Consider the following 15,032-nt stretch of genomic DNA (forward strand, 5'->3'; position numbering starts at 1 on the left):
AGTGGACGGTGCAACAAATGTTACAGGAAAACTGATCCATGGAAAAGCACCTGGCCGATTTGCCGCCGAAATCATTAAAGAAACAATTGAAACCCTTTTACCACAAACCAATCTTGAGGGGATGCTGCAGGCAATTAATAAAAATATGCAGCAAGCTTTTAATGAATATGACCTCATTCAAGAAATTGAAAAAGAGAGATGGATGGCTCCATCTGCAAGTTTAATTGTTTATAGCCGCTTTTTTCATGAAGTCTGGCAGATCGGTGATTGCCAATTATTGATGAACGGTAAGCTATATAAAAATGAAAAGGAAATTGACAGCATTAGTGCAAATGCTAGATCGATGTACTTAGAAGCAGAAATAAAGAAGGGGAAAACGATAGAAGAGCTGCTGATCCATGATACAGGATGGGAATATATTCAGCCGCTTATTCAACAACAATATTATTTGCAAAATGATTCAGCTAATCAGTATGGTTTTGCAGTCGTAAATGGGTATCCCGTTGATCCTTCAGCTGTAAAAGTAATAAACGTACCTGCTGAAACAGAAGAACTCATTTTAGCTTCAGATGGATATCCCCTGCTAACATCTACATTTGAGGAAACGGAAGTGTGTTTACGAAAAATATTACAAGATGATCCCTTGTGTTTTAGGCAGTATAAATCATCAAAAGGACTGATCCAAGGGAATCGTTCCTTTGATGATCGACTTTATTTAAAAATACAGATTATGTAAAAAAGACAGCTGTTGTGAACCGAGCCCCGAAAGTTATTGTCTAACTTTTCGGGGTCACCTCATTGGTGGCTGTCTTTTCTTTGCGTTATTTTTCCTTGTTTGAATGAATTGCGGATATCCAGTCATGGACATAGTAATAATGTTTCTGATATTCTTTCAGTTTTTGCTGTACTTCCCAACACTTTCCCGACAAGACAATGCTTTTTTCTAAGACATACACCTTCATAAACAAGTACCTCCTAGTCTTAATGTGATAAAATGTATGGAAAAATATCTATTTCTAGAACAAGGAGTGGCTAAAATGAAGAAGTTTGAAGAAAAAACAGTGTCGAGTGAAACGCTTTTTAAGGGGAGGGTGATTAGTCTTCAGGTTGATGAAGTGGAATTGCCAAACGGAAAAACAGGTAAACGGGAAATTATCAAGCACCCTGGGGCAGTTGCAGTCATTGCGATTACTGATGAAGGAAAAATGATTATGGTTGAGCAATATCGAAAGGCGATGGAGAGGAGTCTTGTTGAAATCCCTGCAGGGAAATTGGAACTTGGAGAGGAACCGCTGCGGAGTGCTGAAAGAGAATTAGAGGAAGAAACTGGGTATGGAAGTGCTGAAATGAAGCATTTGATCTCTTTCTATACATCACCAGGTTTTGCTGATGAATTGGTACATGTATTTGTAGCAACTGGTTTGACAAAAAAAGAAAACCCGGCAGACTGTGATGAGGATGAATTTGTTGAAGTCATTGAGCTTACGGTGGAAGAAGCTCAGCGGTTTATTGAGGAAGGGAAAATTGCAGATGCGAAAACCGCGTATGCTGTACAGTATTTACAGCTGAAAAATGCGTTAGAGCACTAAATGATGAAGGACTATTATGTCGATCTTCATATTCATATCGGCAGGACACATCGGGGGAGAGCGGTGAAAATCACAGGAGCCCGTTCACTGACACTCCAGAATGTTTTAAAAACGGCTAGTGAACGTAAGGGCCTCGATATGGTAGGGATTATTGACTGCCATTCTCCGGAAGTAATCGAAGAACTAGAGCTGCTCATTGATAAAGAAGAAATGGTAGAGCTTGAAGAGGGCGGTTTGAAATTTGGACAGACGGTATTGATTCTTGGTTCAGAGATAGAGATCTATGATCAGTACTGCCAAGGTCCAATTCATGTTCTTGTTTATATGCCTACACTAGACGCAATGAAGGAATTATCAGCTTGGATGATGAGCTATATGAAAAATATCCATTTGAGTTCACAGCGGATATATTGTGAGGGCATCACGCTGCAAGAAAAAACAAAAGAGCTTGGCGGGCTGTTCATTCCAGCGCATGTATTTACCCCATTTAAAAGTTTATATGGGAAAGGTGTCGAATTCAGCCTGACTGAAGTATTTAATCCGAACCTAATTGATGGGATTGAATTAGGATTAAGTTCTGATACGACTATGGCCCGGGAAATTAATGAGCTGGATCCCTATGTTTTTTTAACGAATTCTGATGCACATTCACTTGCGAAAATTGCCAGAGAATATCAAAAGATGGAGTTGAAGCAGCCAAGCTTTCTTGAATTAGAAAAGGCCCTAAAGGAAGTAGAGGGAAGGAAAATTGCTGTCAATTACGGGTTGAATCCTGAATTGGGAAAATACCATCAAACGGTCTGCCGTAAATGCTTGCAGCCGGGAGCTGTAGGTTCACTGTGTTCAGTCTGTGGAAGTAAAAGCATTATTAATGGTGTGGCGAATCGGATAAAAGAAATCGCGGGTTTATCAGTGGAAAAATCAAATCGAAGTCGCCCAGCTTATGTCCATCAGGTTCCCCTTGATTTTATTCCAGGACTTGGTCCAAAAACGTTCGAAAGATTGCTCGCGGTATTCGGTACGGAAATGAATATTCTACATGAGGTAACGGTAAATCAGTTACAGCAAGTTGTTCCAGAGAAAACAGCGGTTTTTATCGATCTTGCCAGAAAGGGACTTTTGACCTTTACAGCCGGGGGCGGCGGTAAATATGGAAAAATCAAATCAACATAAATAGAAAGCGCGAATGCTTGGCTGTCGACTTACTCGACAGCCTTTTTTTAATGAGTTAATTACCTGTGGTTGTTTTCGCAAATATACAAGTATCACGAACGGAGCCAGCCACGCTAAGACTGTCTGAACGGAGGATACCTTCAAGCGTAAAACCTAATTTCTCAGGGATTCGGCGACTATCTTTGTTTTTTGAATCACAGCGGATTTCGACTCGTTTGGCACCTAACTGGTCAAAAGCAAAATCGGTCAGTGCCTTTGTAGACTCTGTGATATAGCCATGCTTGCTGTATTGGGTATCAATCCAGTAGCCTATTTCAAATTTAGGGATGTCCCAATTGATGCGGTGAAGGCCAGTTGATCCGATAAACACATCATCTTCTTTGCGAAAGATAAGGAAGCGCAAATCTTTACGCAGGATAAAATCCGCTTTTGACTGAATAAGATTCTCCTCAGTTTCTTCAATGGTCGCTACGGTTTTGGCAAAAGCCAGCCATTGCTTTAATTCCTGTTGTGATGCTTGGATTGCCGCATGGACGGCGAAGCTGTCCTCTCGTCGGCATGGACGAAGATAGATTCGCTCCGCTTCAATTACTTCTGGAAATTCTTTCAAAATGGCACTCATCTATATACCTCACTTTTAACAAAATAGTATGAATAGTATAACATATAGAACCGGAAATCTCATTCTAGAAAAGTTCACTGTCATAAAGAAAAGGATTCTACATACTATTTAGTAAGCAATCAATGGGAGGAAGATAAATGAAAAAAAAACTGCAGCCAAATTCGCCGTAAAACACGTAACCGATCATTCCTCACTATATCTGTTCATTACCGTTCTCTTTTTAATGGGGGTAATTTTTGGAGCAATACTAGTCAATAGTCTTAGTTTTACTCAAAAAGAAGATTTGTTTTATTATTTATCGCAATTTTTTGGACAAGTTTCAGAGAATAATATGGCCAGCAGCCAAGATATGTTCGTACAAAGTGCGGCTCATAATATAAAGTATATTGCAGTAATCTGGATTCTAGGGATTTCAGTCATTGGGCTGCCGGTTATCCTCATCCTTTTATTCTTAAAGGGGGTAGTAGTCGGGTTTACGGTGGGATTCTTAGTGAATCAAATGGGCTGGAGCGGATTTTTGTTATCATTCGTTTCGATTCTGCCTCAAAATATTTTGATTGTTCCTGTCTTTATTGTTATTGCTGCAATGGCTGTTTCCTTATCAATAAAAATGATTCGTCGAATTTTTCTGAAGCAGTCTAGAGAACCACTAAAGCCGTTTGTTTATCGGTACCTGTATTCTTTTATTACTGCTGTTATATTTTTGGTTGCAGCTGGAGCAGTGGAAGCTTATCTGTCACCACCACTTATGAAAAGCGTAGTTAGCCTTCTAAGTAAATAAGTAATGTCGGTATTGTAAAAAAAATCAATGAACTCTAATTGTATTTTGACACTTTTCCCTCTTTTGATATAATGGTAAGGATAGCGGCGCGGGAGGGAAATACAATGGAAAATAGAATTGAGAGAATTAAAAAGCAGTTGCACTCGTCCAGTTATAAACTTACACCCCAGCGAGAAGCGACCGTCCGCGTCTTACTTGAACACGAAGAGGATCATTTAAGCGCTGAAGACGTTTACCTCTTGGTCAAAGAAAAGTCGCCGGAGATTGGTTTAGCAACTGTATACCGGACTTTAGAACTTTTAACTGAATTGAAAATTGTTGATAAAATTAATTTTGGTGATGGAGTATCCCGTTATGATTTAAGACAAGAAGGAGCGGCGCATTTTCACCACCATCTTGTTTGTGTTGAGTGTGGCGCTGTCGATGAAATACAAGACGATTTACTTGAAGATGTTGAAGCAATTGTTGAACGTGATTGGAACTTCAAGATAAAAGATCATAGATTAACCTTTCATGGCATTTGCCATAGATGTCACGATAAACCAGATCTCGAATCAGAATCGGATACTGAATAATACACTTGACCTTTTCCCCGTGGAGAAGGTTTTTGTTTTTTTATTAAGTTAATAAGAGTGAGGTTTCATTTTTCTTCATGTATAAACTTGGACCAATCGGGCATAGATTGTAGAAAAGAGTTTATAAGGGGATGTTGGGATGAAAACCTCGGTTAATTTATTTTTTCAAATTATGAAGGTTTTGTTACTTTTTGTGTGCTTTACTGTTCTTTTTTATTTAGGAATGGTATGGTTAAATCAGGAATATGAAGGGTACCAGCGTTATAGCGAACCTAAAGGTGCAGCGATAAAAGTGATGAAGGCTGGGGACTCTGAAGAAGAAACCTGGCTGAGTAGATTGATGCTGCTTTATTTAGATGGGGAGTAATGTAAATGATAGATCATATAAGAGATTTTATCCACTTTTTAACAGTTGAGAAGGGCTTGGCTAAAAACACGCTTATCTCATATGAGCGGGATTTAAAATCATATTTAGCTTATATGAAGAATGTTGAACAGCTGAATACCTGGAATGAAGTCCGTCGGGCTTCAATCATTCAATTCCTAGCAAGGTTAAAGGATCAGGGAAAATCACCAAAGACACTGGCTCGTCACATTGCTTCATTGCGGTCTTTTCATCAGTTTCTTATTCGTGAAAAGATTACTGAACAAGATCCTACCATACATATAGAATCACCTAAACAGGAAAGAAGCCTTCCAAAAGTTCTTAGTATGGAAGAAGTGGAAGCCTTGCTCGAAGCTCCGAAACTTACGAATGAATTTGGATATAGGGATAAAGCGATGCTTGAACTCCTTTATGCCACAGGCATGCGTGTGAGTGAATTAATCAATTTAGATATGAGTGATATTCATGCGACAATGGGATTTGTCCGTTGTATAGGTAAGGGAAATAAAGAACGGATTATTCCGATTGGCCATACAGCACTTGAATCAATTGAGGAATATTTACTAAATGGACGAGTTAAGTTACAAAGTGAGCATAAAACAGATTCGCTTTTCTTAAATCATCATGGAAATCGGTTAACGAGACAAGGATTCTGGAAAATTCTTAAAAAACTTTCTAAGGATGCTCGTATAGAGAAAGAGTTGACTCCGCATACCTTGCGTCATTCTTTTGCTACTCATTTGTTAACCAATGGAGCCGATTTACGCGCCGTACAGGAAATGTTAGGTCATGCTGATATTTCAACAACACAAATTTATACCCATGTTACCAATGTCCGGTTAAAGGATGTGTACAAGAAGTTTCATCCACGTGCCTGATAGGATGATAGTTTAGAAGGAATAGAAAGAAATACTATTTTTTTCTATTTCTTTAGTAGGATAGGAGTTAATTATTGAAGAACCAATCGAAACCGTTTACAATGAAGATGTCAGACTTCCGACATCAAAAATCGGTTGAAAGTTTTTTAAGGTTAATTCACCTGTCTTAAGGGGAATATGAATTCTATAAGTTGTTTTATTAACGAGTATTATTAGGAGGTCAATTAATAATGAGAGAAGACAAAGCGTTTAAACGGATATTTGTAATCGTAATGGATTCAGTAGGAATTGGCGAGGCTCCAGATGCAGAAGATTTTGGAGATAAAGGCTCTGATACATTAGGCCATATTGCGGAGAGAATGAATGGGTTGAAGATGCCGAATTTAGGCAAGCTGGGCTTAAGCAACATCCGTCAAATCAAAGGGATCGAAAAAGCAGCTGCTCCACAAGCTTACTTCACCAAAATGAAGGAAGCCTCTAATGGAAAAGATACAATGACTGGTCATTGGGAAATTATGGGTCTTAATATCAGCACACCGTTCCAAGTATTTCCAGATGGCTTTCCGGAATTATTGATTCATGAGCTTGAAGCAAAAACAGGTCGTTCAGTTATTGGAAATAAACCTGCGAGTGGTACAGAAATTCTTGATGAATTAGGTGCTGAACATCTGAAAACGGGAGCACTGATTGTCTATACGTCAGCTGACTCAGTATTACAGATTGCTGCGCACGAAGATGTAGTCCCATTAGATGAACTATATAAAATTTGTGAAATAGCTCGTGAACTTACCATGCAGGATCAATTTAAAGTGGGACGGGTTATTGCAAGACCGTTCCTTGGCGAACCGGGTAACTTCAAACGGACATCAAATCGTCATGACTATGCCTTGAAACCATTCAATCGTACAGTCATGGATGAGCTGAAAGATAGTGGATTTGACGTATTAGCGATTGGGAAAATTTCTGATATTTTTGATGGTGAAGGTGTAACCGAATCATTGAGAACAGTTTCTAATATGGATGGTATGGACAAATTATTACAGACCATTGATCAGGACTTCACTGGCTTAAGCTTCTTGAACTTAGTTGATTTCGATGCGTTATTTGGACATCGCCGGGATCCAGAAGGTTATGGTAAAGCACTCGAAGAATTCGATGAAAGAATGGCCGAAGTGATTGAAAAAGTAACCGAAGATGACTTAGTCATCATCACTGCTGATCACGGAAACGATCCAATCCATGCAGGAACAGATCATACAAGAGAGTACGTTCCATTACTTATGTACTCAAAACGTTTTGAGCAAGGACAAGAGTTGCCAATTAGAGATACCTTTGCAGATATCGGTGCAACGGTTGCAGCTAACTTCAATGTGAAGATGCCTGTATACGGTAAGAACATCTTAACTGAACTTAAATAAGGGAGTGGTTTCCATGTATGAGAATCTTGAAAAAGCTGCATCCTTTATACGGAGCAAAATCAATGGAACACCTGAAATTGGCTTGATTTTAGGGTCGGGACTCGGTGTATTAGCAGACGATATAGAAAATCCAGTCGTCCTAGCTTATGAAGAGATTCCTGAGTTTCCGGTGTCAACTGTTTCAGGACATGCCGGTAAACTAATTATTGGTGAGCTAGGCGGGAAAAAAGTTGTAGCGATGCAGGGGCGTTTCCATTTCTATGAAGGCTACAATATGGACATGGTTACCTTCCCAGTCCGGGTTATGAAGCTGCTCGGCGTGGAAAAGTTAGTTGTTACAAATGCTGCCGGCGGTGTCAATGAAGCATTTAAGCCGGGAGATTTAATGATTATTACAGACCATATTAATAATATGGGAACGAATCCGCTAATCGGCTCCAATGATGAACGGTTTGGACCACGATTCCCGGATATGTCAGAGGCCTACAGTAAATCGCTGCGTATGAAGGCGAAAGATGTAGCCGCTGACCTTGAATTAGAGATAAAAGAAGGCGTGTATGTTGGTAACACGGGGCCAACCTATGAAACCCCTGCTGAAATCCGCTTTGCACGTGCAATCGGCGGAGATGCAGTTGGTATGTCCACTGTTCCTGAAGTAATTGTAGCTGGACATTGTGGTATGGAGGTCTTAGGAATTTCCTGTATCACAAATATGGCTGCAGGAATCCTTGACCAACCGTTGTCACATGAAGAAGTGATTGAAACGACTGAACTAGTTAAAGCTAGTTTCAAGAGCTTTATTAAACAAATTGTAGAAAAGATTTAAGGCCTAACTAACATACAAATTTAAAAGAAAAAGTGGTGCTTATAATGAGAATGGTAGACTTAATAGCAAAAAAACGTGATGGGCTTGTATTAACTAAAGAAGAAATTCAGTTTATTATCGATGGTTTCACTGAAGGTTCAATTCCAGATTATCAAATGAGTGCACTTTCAATGGCTATCTATTTTAAAGGAATGAATGAACAAGAGCGTGCAGACTTAACAATGGCAATGGTTAATTCTGGAGATACCATTGATTTATCAGCAATTGAAGGTATTAAAGTAGATAAGCACAGTACTGGTGGAGTTGGTGACACGACAACATTAGTACTTGGACCGTTGGTAGCAGCAGTTGGTGTACCAGTAGCTAAAATGTCCGGACGTGGACTTGGGCATACAGGCGGAACTATTGATAAACTTGAATCAGTTGAAGGTTTCCATGTTGAAATTGAAAATGATGAATTCATTCGTTTAGTAAACAAAAATAAACTAGCTGTAATTGGTCAAAGTGGTAACTTAACTCCTGCTGATAAGAAACTTTATGCATTACGTGATGTTACTGCGACAGTTGATAGTATCGCTTTGATTTCAAGCTCAATCATGAGTAAGAAAATTGCCGCTGGTGCGGATGCAATTGTTCTTGATGTTAAAACAGGAGCAGGAGCATTTATGAAAACGATTGATGATTCAGTAGAACTAGCAAAAGCGATGGTGAGCATTGGTAACAATGTTGGTCGTCAAACAATGGCAATTATCTCTGATATGAGTCAACCACTTGGCTATGCTATCGGAAACGCGTTAGAAGTCAAAGAAGCCATTGATACATTAAAAGGTGAAGGTCCAGAAGATTTGACTGAACTATCACTTACGCTTGGAAGCAACATGGTTTACTTAGCTAAAAAGGCTGATTCATTAGAAGAAGCACGTACGATGCTTGAAAAAGCTATTGCAGATGGCAGTGCACTTGAATCATTCAAAGTCTTCCTTGCAGCACAAGGCGGCGATGCATCTGTGGTTGATCGTCCGGAAGAACTTCCTCAAGCAAAATATACGTTTGAGCTGGAAGCGAAGGAAGATGGATATGTGTCTGAAATCGTTGCTGACGAAGTAGGTACAGCTGCAATGATTCTTGGTGCAGGACGGGCTACGAAAGATTCAGTTATCGACTTGGCAGCAGGTTTGATGTTACGTAAAAAAATTGGTGACGAAGTGAAAAAAGGCGATTCACTTGTAACGATTTATAGTAATTTTGAAGATGTATCGGCAGTAAAAGAGAAATTATATGAAAACATTATCCTTTCAAGTGAGAAAGTTGAAAAACCTGTATTGATTCATCAATCAATTACTGAATAAGCTTACGTATAGCCAATTTCCTAAGATAGGGAGTTCCATTCTATCTCTAGGAAATTGGCTTTTTTTATTTGCTTAAAACGCCGTTGATGTTTCATCTCTAAACTTAGGAACTAAGGCTTTAAAAGGGAAAGGCAATATTCCGATTTTATTGTATAAAAATGGGTTTATTGGAAAAGATGTTCCTATAACGAATGGAGGTTTAGAGATGAAGCGTATTCTTTCTCTGTGCATCATTGTAATGAGCTTTAGCATAGTATCACCTGTTAAGGCAGCTGAAGAAAAAGGCGTTGAATTGGCTGATAGTGCAAAATCGGCGATATTAATAGAAAGAGATACCGGTACTGTGTTATATGAAAAGAACTCACAAGAAAAACTTCCTCCGGCAAGTATGACGAAAATTATGACGATGCTGTTGATCATGGAGGCCATTGATAAAGGCGATTTAAAGTTTGATGAGAAAATTCGAACAAGTGATTATGCTGCCTCAATGGGAGGGTCGCAAATTTTTCTAGAACCAGGAGAGGAAATGACAACGGAGCAGATGCTTCAGGGAATCTCAATTGGATCTGCGAATGACGCATCAATGGCAATGGCTGAAAGACTGGGTGGTTCAGAAGAAGGTTTCGTTAAAAAAATGAACGAAAAAGTTAAACAGCTGGGATTGAAAAATACAAAATTTCAAAACCCAACAGGTTTACCTGTAGAGGATCATTACAGCACAGCGCATGATATGTCGATTATGGCAAAGGAATTACTTAAATATGAAAAGATAACAAGCTTTACAGGGGTATATGAATCCTATCTTCGTGAAAATACCGACAAAAAATTCTGGCTTGTAAACACGAATCGATTGGTGAAATTTTATCCAGGTGTTGATGGGTTAAAAACGGGCTATACAAATGAAGCAAAATATTGCTTGACTGCTACAGCGAAAAAAGGAAATATGCGCGTAATTGCTGTTGTTTTTGGTGCGCCGAATCCGAAGACACGTAATGCAGAGGTAACAAAAATGCTCGATTACGCCTTCTCGCAATATATGACCCATCCGCTCTATGAAAGAGGCGTAGTACTTAAAAAAGCCCCAGTAAGTAAAGGCAGCAAAAAGACTGTCACCGGCGTAACGAGTGAACCAATCTCTGTATTGACTAAAAAAGGCGGATTAGCAAAAGATTTTACCAGAAGTATCGAAATGGACAAACAGATAAAGGCACCAATTGCTAAAGGAGAAGAAATTGGTAAGCTGAAAATTATCAAAGATGGGAAGATGGTTGTTGAATCGCCTATTGTAGCAAAGGAAAAGATTGAAAAAGCAAGCTGGTGGGAGCTGTATAAACGGGTTTTTGGAATGTTTACACAAACCAATTAGCATAATTTGTCAAATGAATGTAGATATAAACTTTTTTCAGCGAAAGGACACTAGTTTTGCAAGAGAGAAGGAATCTATTGGACAAAAGGAGAATTTGACTTCTATAACGACAGATAAGGAGGCTGTATATCGTGAGTCTTATCATTGATATGGAGGCAAAGGATCGAGTCCTATGCATACGCTTAAAGGGAGAATTAGATCATCATACGGCAGAAAAATTAAGAAAACAGGCTGAATCCGCGATTATTAAGCATAACATTCAGCATATTATTTTAAACCTTGGGGGGCTTTCCTTTATGGATAGTTCAGGCCTAGGAGTCATTCTAGGACGCTATAAGCAAATTAAGGAAAAAAAGGGTGAAATGGTTGTGTGTGCAATTTCCCCAACGATAAAGCGGCTATTTGAGATGTCCGGGTTGTTTAAGATTATTAAGCTGGAACTTTCTGAGGAAAACGCTTTACAAAGATTGGGGGTTGCCTAACCATGAAAAATAACATGGAAATTAAATTTACCGCCTTAAGCCAAAACGAGTCCTTTGCCAGAGTGACAGTCGCCGCGTTCATTGCTCAGCTGGATCCAGCCTTGGATGAACTGACAGAGATTCAGACGGTTGTATCTGAAGCCGTAACAAATTCAATTATTCACGGCTATGAAAATGATCCAAACGGTATGGTCTATATCTCAGTCATGATTGAAGGGGATGTAGTTGAATTGATTTTCCGGGATGAGGGTCTTGGTATCGATGATGTCGGCGAAGCCACACAGCCGCTTTATACAACAAAGCCTGAGCTTGAACGCTCCGGTATGGGCTTCACAATCATGGAAAATTTCATGGACGAGATGCATGTCATTTCCCATAAAGGCGAAGGAACGATCATTCGTTTAAAAAAGCACTTAACCAAAAGTAAAGTGTGCAATTAAGGGAGATTTGCATATGGATGTGGAGGTTAAAAATAAGAAGAAACAAACCCATTTGAAGGATGATGAATTACGGCGGTTAATTCAGAGCAGCCAAAGCGGTGATCAGGCTGCGAGGGACCTGATTGTCCAAAGTAATTTGAGACTAGTATGGTCTGTCGTTCAACGATTCCTTAACAGAGGATATGAGCCTGATGATTTATATCAGATTGGCTGTATTGGACTGCTGAAATCCGTCGATAAGTTTGATTTATCATTCGAGGTCAAGTTTTCAACTTATGCCGTTCCTATGATTATTGGCGAAATTCAACGTTTTATCCGTGACGACGGGACAGTTAAGGTGAGCCGGTCATTAAAAGAAATGGCCAATAAAATTCGCCGTGCTAAAGAAGAGCTTTCCAAAAATTTTGGAAGAGTGCCAACTGTTAACGAACTTGCCGAATTTCTAGAGTTAACTCCTGAAGAAGTGATTCTTGCTCAAGAAGCGAGCAGGACACCTTCGTCCATCCATGAAACCGTTTATGAAAATGACGGCGACCCAATTACCTTGCTGGATCAAATGGCCGACAATAATGATACGAAATGGTTTGATAAAATCACCTTAAAAGAAGCAATCGAGGAGTTAGATGAACGGGAACGGCTAATCGTTTATTTACGCTACTATAAAGACCAGACACAATCTGAGGTTGCCGGACGGCTCGGCATTTCACAGGTTCAAGTTTCACGTCTTGAAAAAAAAATCTTACAGCAAATGAAAGAACACATGAATCGATGATTCATGTGTTCTTTTTTGCGTACATAGATTAATAATTGAATTTAGAGATATATCTGAAAAATTACGTAATAAGCATTACTTTTGCTGTTTAAGCAATACTAATGAAGAATGAAAGCGACTTCGCAGTCAAAACGGCCTCTTTTGTTGAGAAAATATAAAAATATGAAAGATTTTAGTTGAAATAACAAGTAAAAACGAATATTATAAGAAATGCTGTTGATTTTATTCGCTTTTTGAAAATGTGGAGGTATTAAAATGCTTGAGAAATATTTTTCCCTGAAAGAACATGGAACGACTATCCGAACCGAGTTATTTGCAGGGGTTACGACTTTTTTTACAATGGTTTATATTATAATCGTGAATCCCGCTATCCTTAAATCTGCGGGAATTCCCTTTGATCAGGTGTTTATGGCAACGATTATATCCGCTGTCATTGGTACGTTAATCATGGGGGTTTTCGCTAAGTATCCAATTGCTGTAGCACCTGGTATGGGACTGAATGCGTACTTTGCAAGTGTTGTCGGTACACAAGGACTTTCTTATCAAATTGTATTAGGGACGGTCTTTATTGCGGGTCTTCTGTTTTTATTATTAAGTGTAACAAGGCTTCGTGAAATGATTATTATTGCGATTCCTAATTCGCTTAAATATGGTATTACGTCTGGTATTGGACTATTTATTGCGTTTATGGGTTTAAGAAATAGTCAAATTATTGTTCCAAATGATGCAACGTTTGTTTCCTTAGGTGACCTAAGTTCACCTATTGCGGTTTTATCGATTGTTGGGTTATTTATTACTCTTATATTGATGGCAAGGAATGTTAAAGGGGCATTGTTCCTTGGAATGCTGGTTACGGCAGTTATTGGTTATTTCTTCGACATGCTTCAGTTTACAGACGTCGTGTCAACACCTCCAGCACCTGTATTTTTAGACATTGATATTTCTGGTGTATTCTCAAACAGTTTATATGCGGTTGTATTTGCCTTTTTACTTGTCACTATTTTTGATACAACTGGTACGATGATTGGTGTAACGGAACAAGCTGGTTTAATGAAAGATGGGAAACTTCCGAACGCTAAAACCGCGTTCCTTGGTGATGCGGTAGCAACGACTGTCGGTTCGCTGTTTGGAACAAGTCCTTCCACAGCTTATGTAGAATCAACCGCCGGTGTTACGGCGGGAGGAAGAACCGGATTAACGGCTATTGTCATCGCAATTCTCTTTGCAATAACCGCCTTTTTCTCCCCACTGATCAGCGCAATTTCGGGCTTGCCGTCAATTACAGCTCCTGTATTAATTATTGTCGGCAGTTTCATGATGGTTGGTCTATCTAAGATTGATTGGATGAAACTTGATGAAGCATTCCCTGCTTTTGCGATTATCCTGGTTATGCCGTTGACTTCTAGTATCTCAACAGGGATTGCAGTTGGTTTCATTACCTATCCCTTATTGAAAATTGTCAGCGGAAAGTGGAAAGAAATTCACCCATTAATTTTAATTTTCGGTGTAATCTTCCTTCTTCAAATGATTTTTTTCCCAACAAATTAATTAAATAGAAGAGGCTGTCCCTTAAGATCATGTTTAACATGACCTTTATAGGGACAGCTTTTTTTTATGGGAATTTTTACACTTTGTAAAGTGGCTTGTATGTTCCTTGTCTTCGCAATCCATACTAGTTTTATACGGAAATCAATGGGCGGAGTGTGAAATGAATGGAACTAGTCTATGTTCGTATGAGAAATAGGGTGCACGTTCGACAGGAGCAAGAATTATTCGTTAAAGATGTTGCCCGTATCATAGGGCCGGACGATATCGTTAAGACCTTAGAACAAACGAAACTGTTAAAGGTATCTAGAGCGGATAACAATATCATCATTATTGATCTTATCCATATGATTCAATGTATCCGTAATGTAGATCCAACCATTGAAGTGCAAACACTTGGACCAGCACAAACGATCATTGAAGTCATTTATGAGAAAAGAAGATTCTCCATCCTGTCCTTTCTAGCTGTTTGGTTTCTTTTATTTATTGGGGCAGGAATCACCATTATGAACTTTCATGTGGATGTCAGTATGCAAGAGGTACATCAAAAATTATTCAAGATTATTACAGGAAGGGAGGATACAAAGCCTCTGCTTATCCAAATTCCATATAGTTTTGGTTTAGGCCTTGGAATGATTCTCTTCTTTAATCAATTCTTCAAAAAAAGGTTTAATGAAGAACCAAGCCCGCTCGAGGTTGAAATATTCAACTACCAGCAAGACCTCGATCAGTATGTAATTATGCATGAAAGTAAGGAAAGTATCAGGCATCTTGATGACAGGTAGTATTCTCTTCTGTATGTTTGTCGGACTGGCTGGTAGGTCTGTCCGT

The 15,032-nt window shown here is 39.1% G+C and carries 18 protein-coding genes; 16 read left to right on the forward strand and 2 right to left on the reverse strand.

Going from position 1 to position 15,032, the window contains the following annotated elements:
* On the forward strand, positions 1 to 736 hold a 736-nt coding region (locus WYK_RS24965), incomplete at its 5' end, for a hypothetical protein (protein WP_081704901.1).
* Positions 737 to 821: 85 nt separating this feature from the next.
* On the opposite strand, the gene mciZ is transcribed toward WYK_RS24965, so the two are convergent.
* Positions 822 to 962: a Z-ring formation inhibitor MciZ gene (mciZ, locus tag WYK_RS24015; protein ID WP_081704902.1), complete on the reverse strand. Its 141-nt coding sequence runs from the start codon at positions 960 to 962 to the stop codon at positions 822 to 824.
* Between the two features lie 75 nt (positions 963 to 1,037).
* On the opposite strand from mciZ, the gene WYK_RS14975 reads away from it, so the two are divergent.
* Both WYK_RS14975 and WYK_RS14980 read left to right on the forward strand, forming a co-directional pair.
* Positions 1,038 to 1,589 (forward strand): NUDIX domain-containing protein, encoded by a 552-nt coding sequence (locus WYK_RS14975; protein WP_040375285.1) that lies wholly within the window; start codon positions 1,038 to 1,040, stop codon positions 1,587 to 1,589.
* The gene (locus WYK_RS14980) at positions 1,590 to 2,762 is read left to right on the forward strand and encodes an endonuclease Q family protein (RefSeq protein WP_174391516.1); all 1,173 of its coding nucleotides are present in this window, start codon (positions 1,590 to 1,592) and stop codon (positions 2,760 to 2,762) included.
* Positions 2,763 to 2,817: 55 nt separating this feature from the next.
* Here WYK_RS14980 and WYK_RS14985 read toward each other — a convergent pair whose 3' ends face one another.
* Entirely contained in the window at positions 2,818 to 3,384 is a 567-nt protein-coding gene (locus WYK_RS14985; protein WP_040375286.1) for a GNAT family N-acetyltransferase, read from the reverse strand.
* 223 nt (positions 3,385 to 3,607) lie between these two features.
* Here WYK_RS14985 and spoIIM point away from each other — a divergent pair, with 223 nt between their 5' ends.
* The 13 genes from spoIIM (at position 3,608) to WYK_RS15050 (ending at position 14,986) form a co-directional block, all read left to right on the forward strand.
* Entirely contained in the window at positions 3,608 to 4,165 is a 558-nt protein-coding gene (spoIIM, locus tag WYK_RS14990; protein ID WP_412769703.1) for a stage II sporulation protein M, read from the forward strand.
* Positions 4,166 to 4,269: 104 nt separating this feature from the next.
* Entirely contained in the window at positions 4,270 to 4,740 is a 471-nt protein-coding gene (gene fur / locus WYK_RS14995) for a ferric iron uptake transcriptional regulator (protein ID WP_040375288.1), read from the forward strand.
* 139 nt (positions 4,741 to 4,879) lie between these two features.
* Positions 4,880 to 5,107 (forward strand): YqzK family protein, encoded by a 228-nt coding sequence (locus tag WYK_RS15000; protein WP_040375289.1) that lies wholly within the window; start codon positions 4,880 to 4,882, stop codon positions 5,105 to 5,107.
* Positions 5,108 to 5,112: 5 nt separating this feature from the next.
* Entirely contained in the window at positions 5,113 to 6,003 is an 891-nt protein-coding gene (xerD, locus tag WYK_RS15005; protein WP_040375290.1) for a site-specific tyrosine recombinase XerD, read from the forward strand.
* A gap of 230 nt (positions 6,004 to 6,233) precedes the next feature.
* Positions 6,234 to 7,421 (forward strand): phosphopentomutase, encoded by a 1,188-nt coding sequence (deoB, locus tag WYK_RS15010; RefSeq protein ID WP_040375291.1) that lies wholly within the window; start codon positions 6,234 to 6,236, stop codon positions 7,419 to 7,421.
* A 13-nt stretch (positions 7,422 to 7,434) separates the two neighbouring features.
* Positions 7,435 to 8,247 carry a purine-nucleoside phosphorylase gene (locus tag WYK_RS15015; protein WP_040375292.1) on the forward strand — a complete coding sequence of 271 codons (813 nt, stop codon included), beginning with the start codon at positions 7,435 to 7,437 and terminating at the stop codon, positions 8,245 to 8,247.
* Between the two features lie 44 nt (positions 8,248 to 8,291).
* Entirely contained in the window at positions 8,292 to 9,596 is a 1,305-nt protein-coding gene (locus WYK_RS15020) for a pyrimidine-nucleoside phosphorylase (protein ID WP_040375293.1), read from the forward strand.
* A gap of 205 nt (positions 9,597 to 9,801) precedes the next feature.
* Positions 9,802 to 10,962 (forward strand): D-alanyl-D-alanine carboxypeptidase family protein, encoded by a 1,161-nt coding sequence (locus tag WYK_RS15025; RefSeq protein ID WP_040375294.1) that lies wholly within the window; start codon positions 9,802 to 9,804, stop codon positions 10,960 to 10,962.
* Positions 10,963 to 11,093: 131 nt separating this feature from the next.
* Positions 11,094 to 11,444, forward strand: coding sequence for an anti-sigma F factor antagonist (gene spoIIAA, locus WYK_RS15030; RefSeq protein WP_040375295.1), 351 nt, complete (start codon positions 11,094 to 11,096; stop codon positions 11,442 to 11,444).
* Between the two features lie 2 nt (positions 11,445 to 11,446).
* Positions 11,447 to 11,884 (forward strand): anti-sigma F factor, encoded by a 438-nt coding sequence (gene spoIIAB / locus WYK_RS15035; protein WP_040375296.1) that lies wholly within the window; start codon positions 11,447 to 11,449, stop codon positions 11,882 to 11,884.
* A gap of 13 nt (positions 11,885 to 11,897) precedes the next feature.
* Positions 11,898 to 12,656: an RNA polymerase sporulation sigma factor SigF gene (sigF, locus tag WYK_RS15040; RefSeq protein WP_040375297.1), complete on the forward strand. Its 759-nt coding sequence runs from the start codon at positions 11,898 to 11,900 to the stop codon at positions 12,654 to 12,656.
* A gap of 255 nt (positions 12,657 to 12,911) precedes the next feature.
* A complete protein-coding gene (locus tag WYK_RS15045) occupies positions 12,912 to 14,204 on the forward strand; it encodes an NCS2 family permease (RefSeq protein WP_040375298.1) in 1,293 nt (430 codons plus the stop codon).
* Between the two features lie 164 nt (positions 14,205 to 14,368).
* A complete protein-coding gene (locus tag WYK_RS15050; protein WP_040375299.1) occupies positions 14,369 to 14,986 on the forward strand; it encodes a stage V sporulation protein AA in 618 nt (205 codons plus the stop codon).
* The last annotated feature ends 46 nt before the right edge of the window (positions 14,987 to 15,032 follow it).

It is taken from the genome of Peribacillus psychrosaccharolyticus ATCC 23296 (assembly GCF_000305495.1).
GTDB classification, from domain to species: Bacteria; Bacillota; Bacilli; order Bacillales; family DSM-1321; genus Peribacillus; species Peribacillus psychrosaccharolyticus.

What these genes read in the sequence shown, in the direction of transcription:
- WYK_RS15000 (WP_040375289.1), top strand. Translation starts at nt 4,880, where the DNA reads ATGAAAACCTCGGTTAATTTATTTTTTCAAATTATGAAGGTTTTGTTA.
- WYK_RS15045 (WP_040375298.1), top strand. Translation starts at nt 12,912, where the DNA reads ATGCTTGAGAAATATTTTTCCCTGAAAGAACATGGAACGACTATCCGA.
- spoIIAB (WP_040375296.1), top strand. Translation starts at nt 11,447, where the DNA reads ATGAAAAATAACATGGAAATTAAATTTACCGCCTTAAGCCAAAACGAG.
- WYK_RS14975 (WP_040375285.1), top strand. Translation starts at nt 1,038, where the DNA reads ATGAAGAAGTTTGAAGAAAAAACAGTGTCGAGTGAAACGCTTTTTAAG.
- spoIIM (WP_412769703.1), top strand. Translation starts at nt 3,608, where the DNA reads ATGGGGGTAATTTTTGGAGCAATACTAGTCAATAGTCTTAGTTTTACT.
- xerD (WP_040375290.1), top strand. Translation starts at nt 5,113, where the DNA reads ATGATAGATCATATAAGAGATTTTATCCACTTTTTAACAGTTGAGAAG.
- fur (WP_040375288.1), top strand. Translation starts at nt 4,270, where the DNA reads ATGGAAAATAGAATTGAGAGAATTAAAAAGCAGTTGCACTCGTCCAGT.
- sigF (WP_040375297.1), top strand. Translation starts at nt 11,898, where the DNA reads ATGGATGTGGAGGTTAAAAATAAGAAGAAACAAACCCATTTGAAGGAT.
- WYK_RS15020 (WP_040375293.1), top strand. Translation starts at nt 8,292, where the DNA reads ATGAGAATGGTAGACTTAATAGCAAAAAAACGTGATGGGCTTGTATTA.
- deoB (WP_040375291.1), top strand. Translation starts at nt 6,234, where the DNA reads ATGAGAGAAGACAAAGCGTTTAAACGGATATTTGTAATCGTAATGGAT.
- WYK_RS15050 (WP_040375299.1), top strand. Translation starts at nt 14,369, where the DNA reads ATGGAACTAGTCTATGTTCGTATGAGAAATAGGGTGCACGTTCGACAG.
- WYK_RS15015 (WP_040375292.1), top strand. Translation starts at nt 7,435, where the DNA reads ATGTATGAGAATCTTGAAAAAGCTGCATCCTTTATACGGAGCAAAATC.
- mciZ (WP_081704902.1), bottom strand. Translation starts at nt 962, where the DNA reads ATGAAGGTGTATGTCTTAGAAAAAAGCATTGTCTTGTCGGGAAAGTGT.
- WYK_RS15025 (WP_040375294.1), top strand. Translation starts at nt 9,802, where the DNA reads ATGAAGCGTATTCTTTCTCTGTGCATCATTGTAATGAGCTTTAGCATA.
- WYK_RS14985 (WP_040375286.1), bottom strand. Translation starts at nt 3,384, where the DNA reads ATGAGTGCCATTTTGAAAGAATTTCCAGAAGTAATTGAAGCGGAGCGA.
- WYK_RS14980 (WP_174391516.1), top strand. Translation starts at nt 1,590, where the DNA reads ATGATGAAGGACTATTATGTCGATCTTCATATTCATATCGGCAGGACA.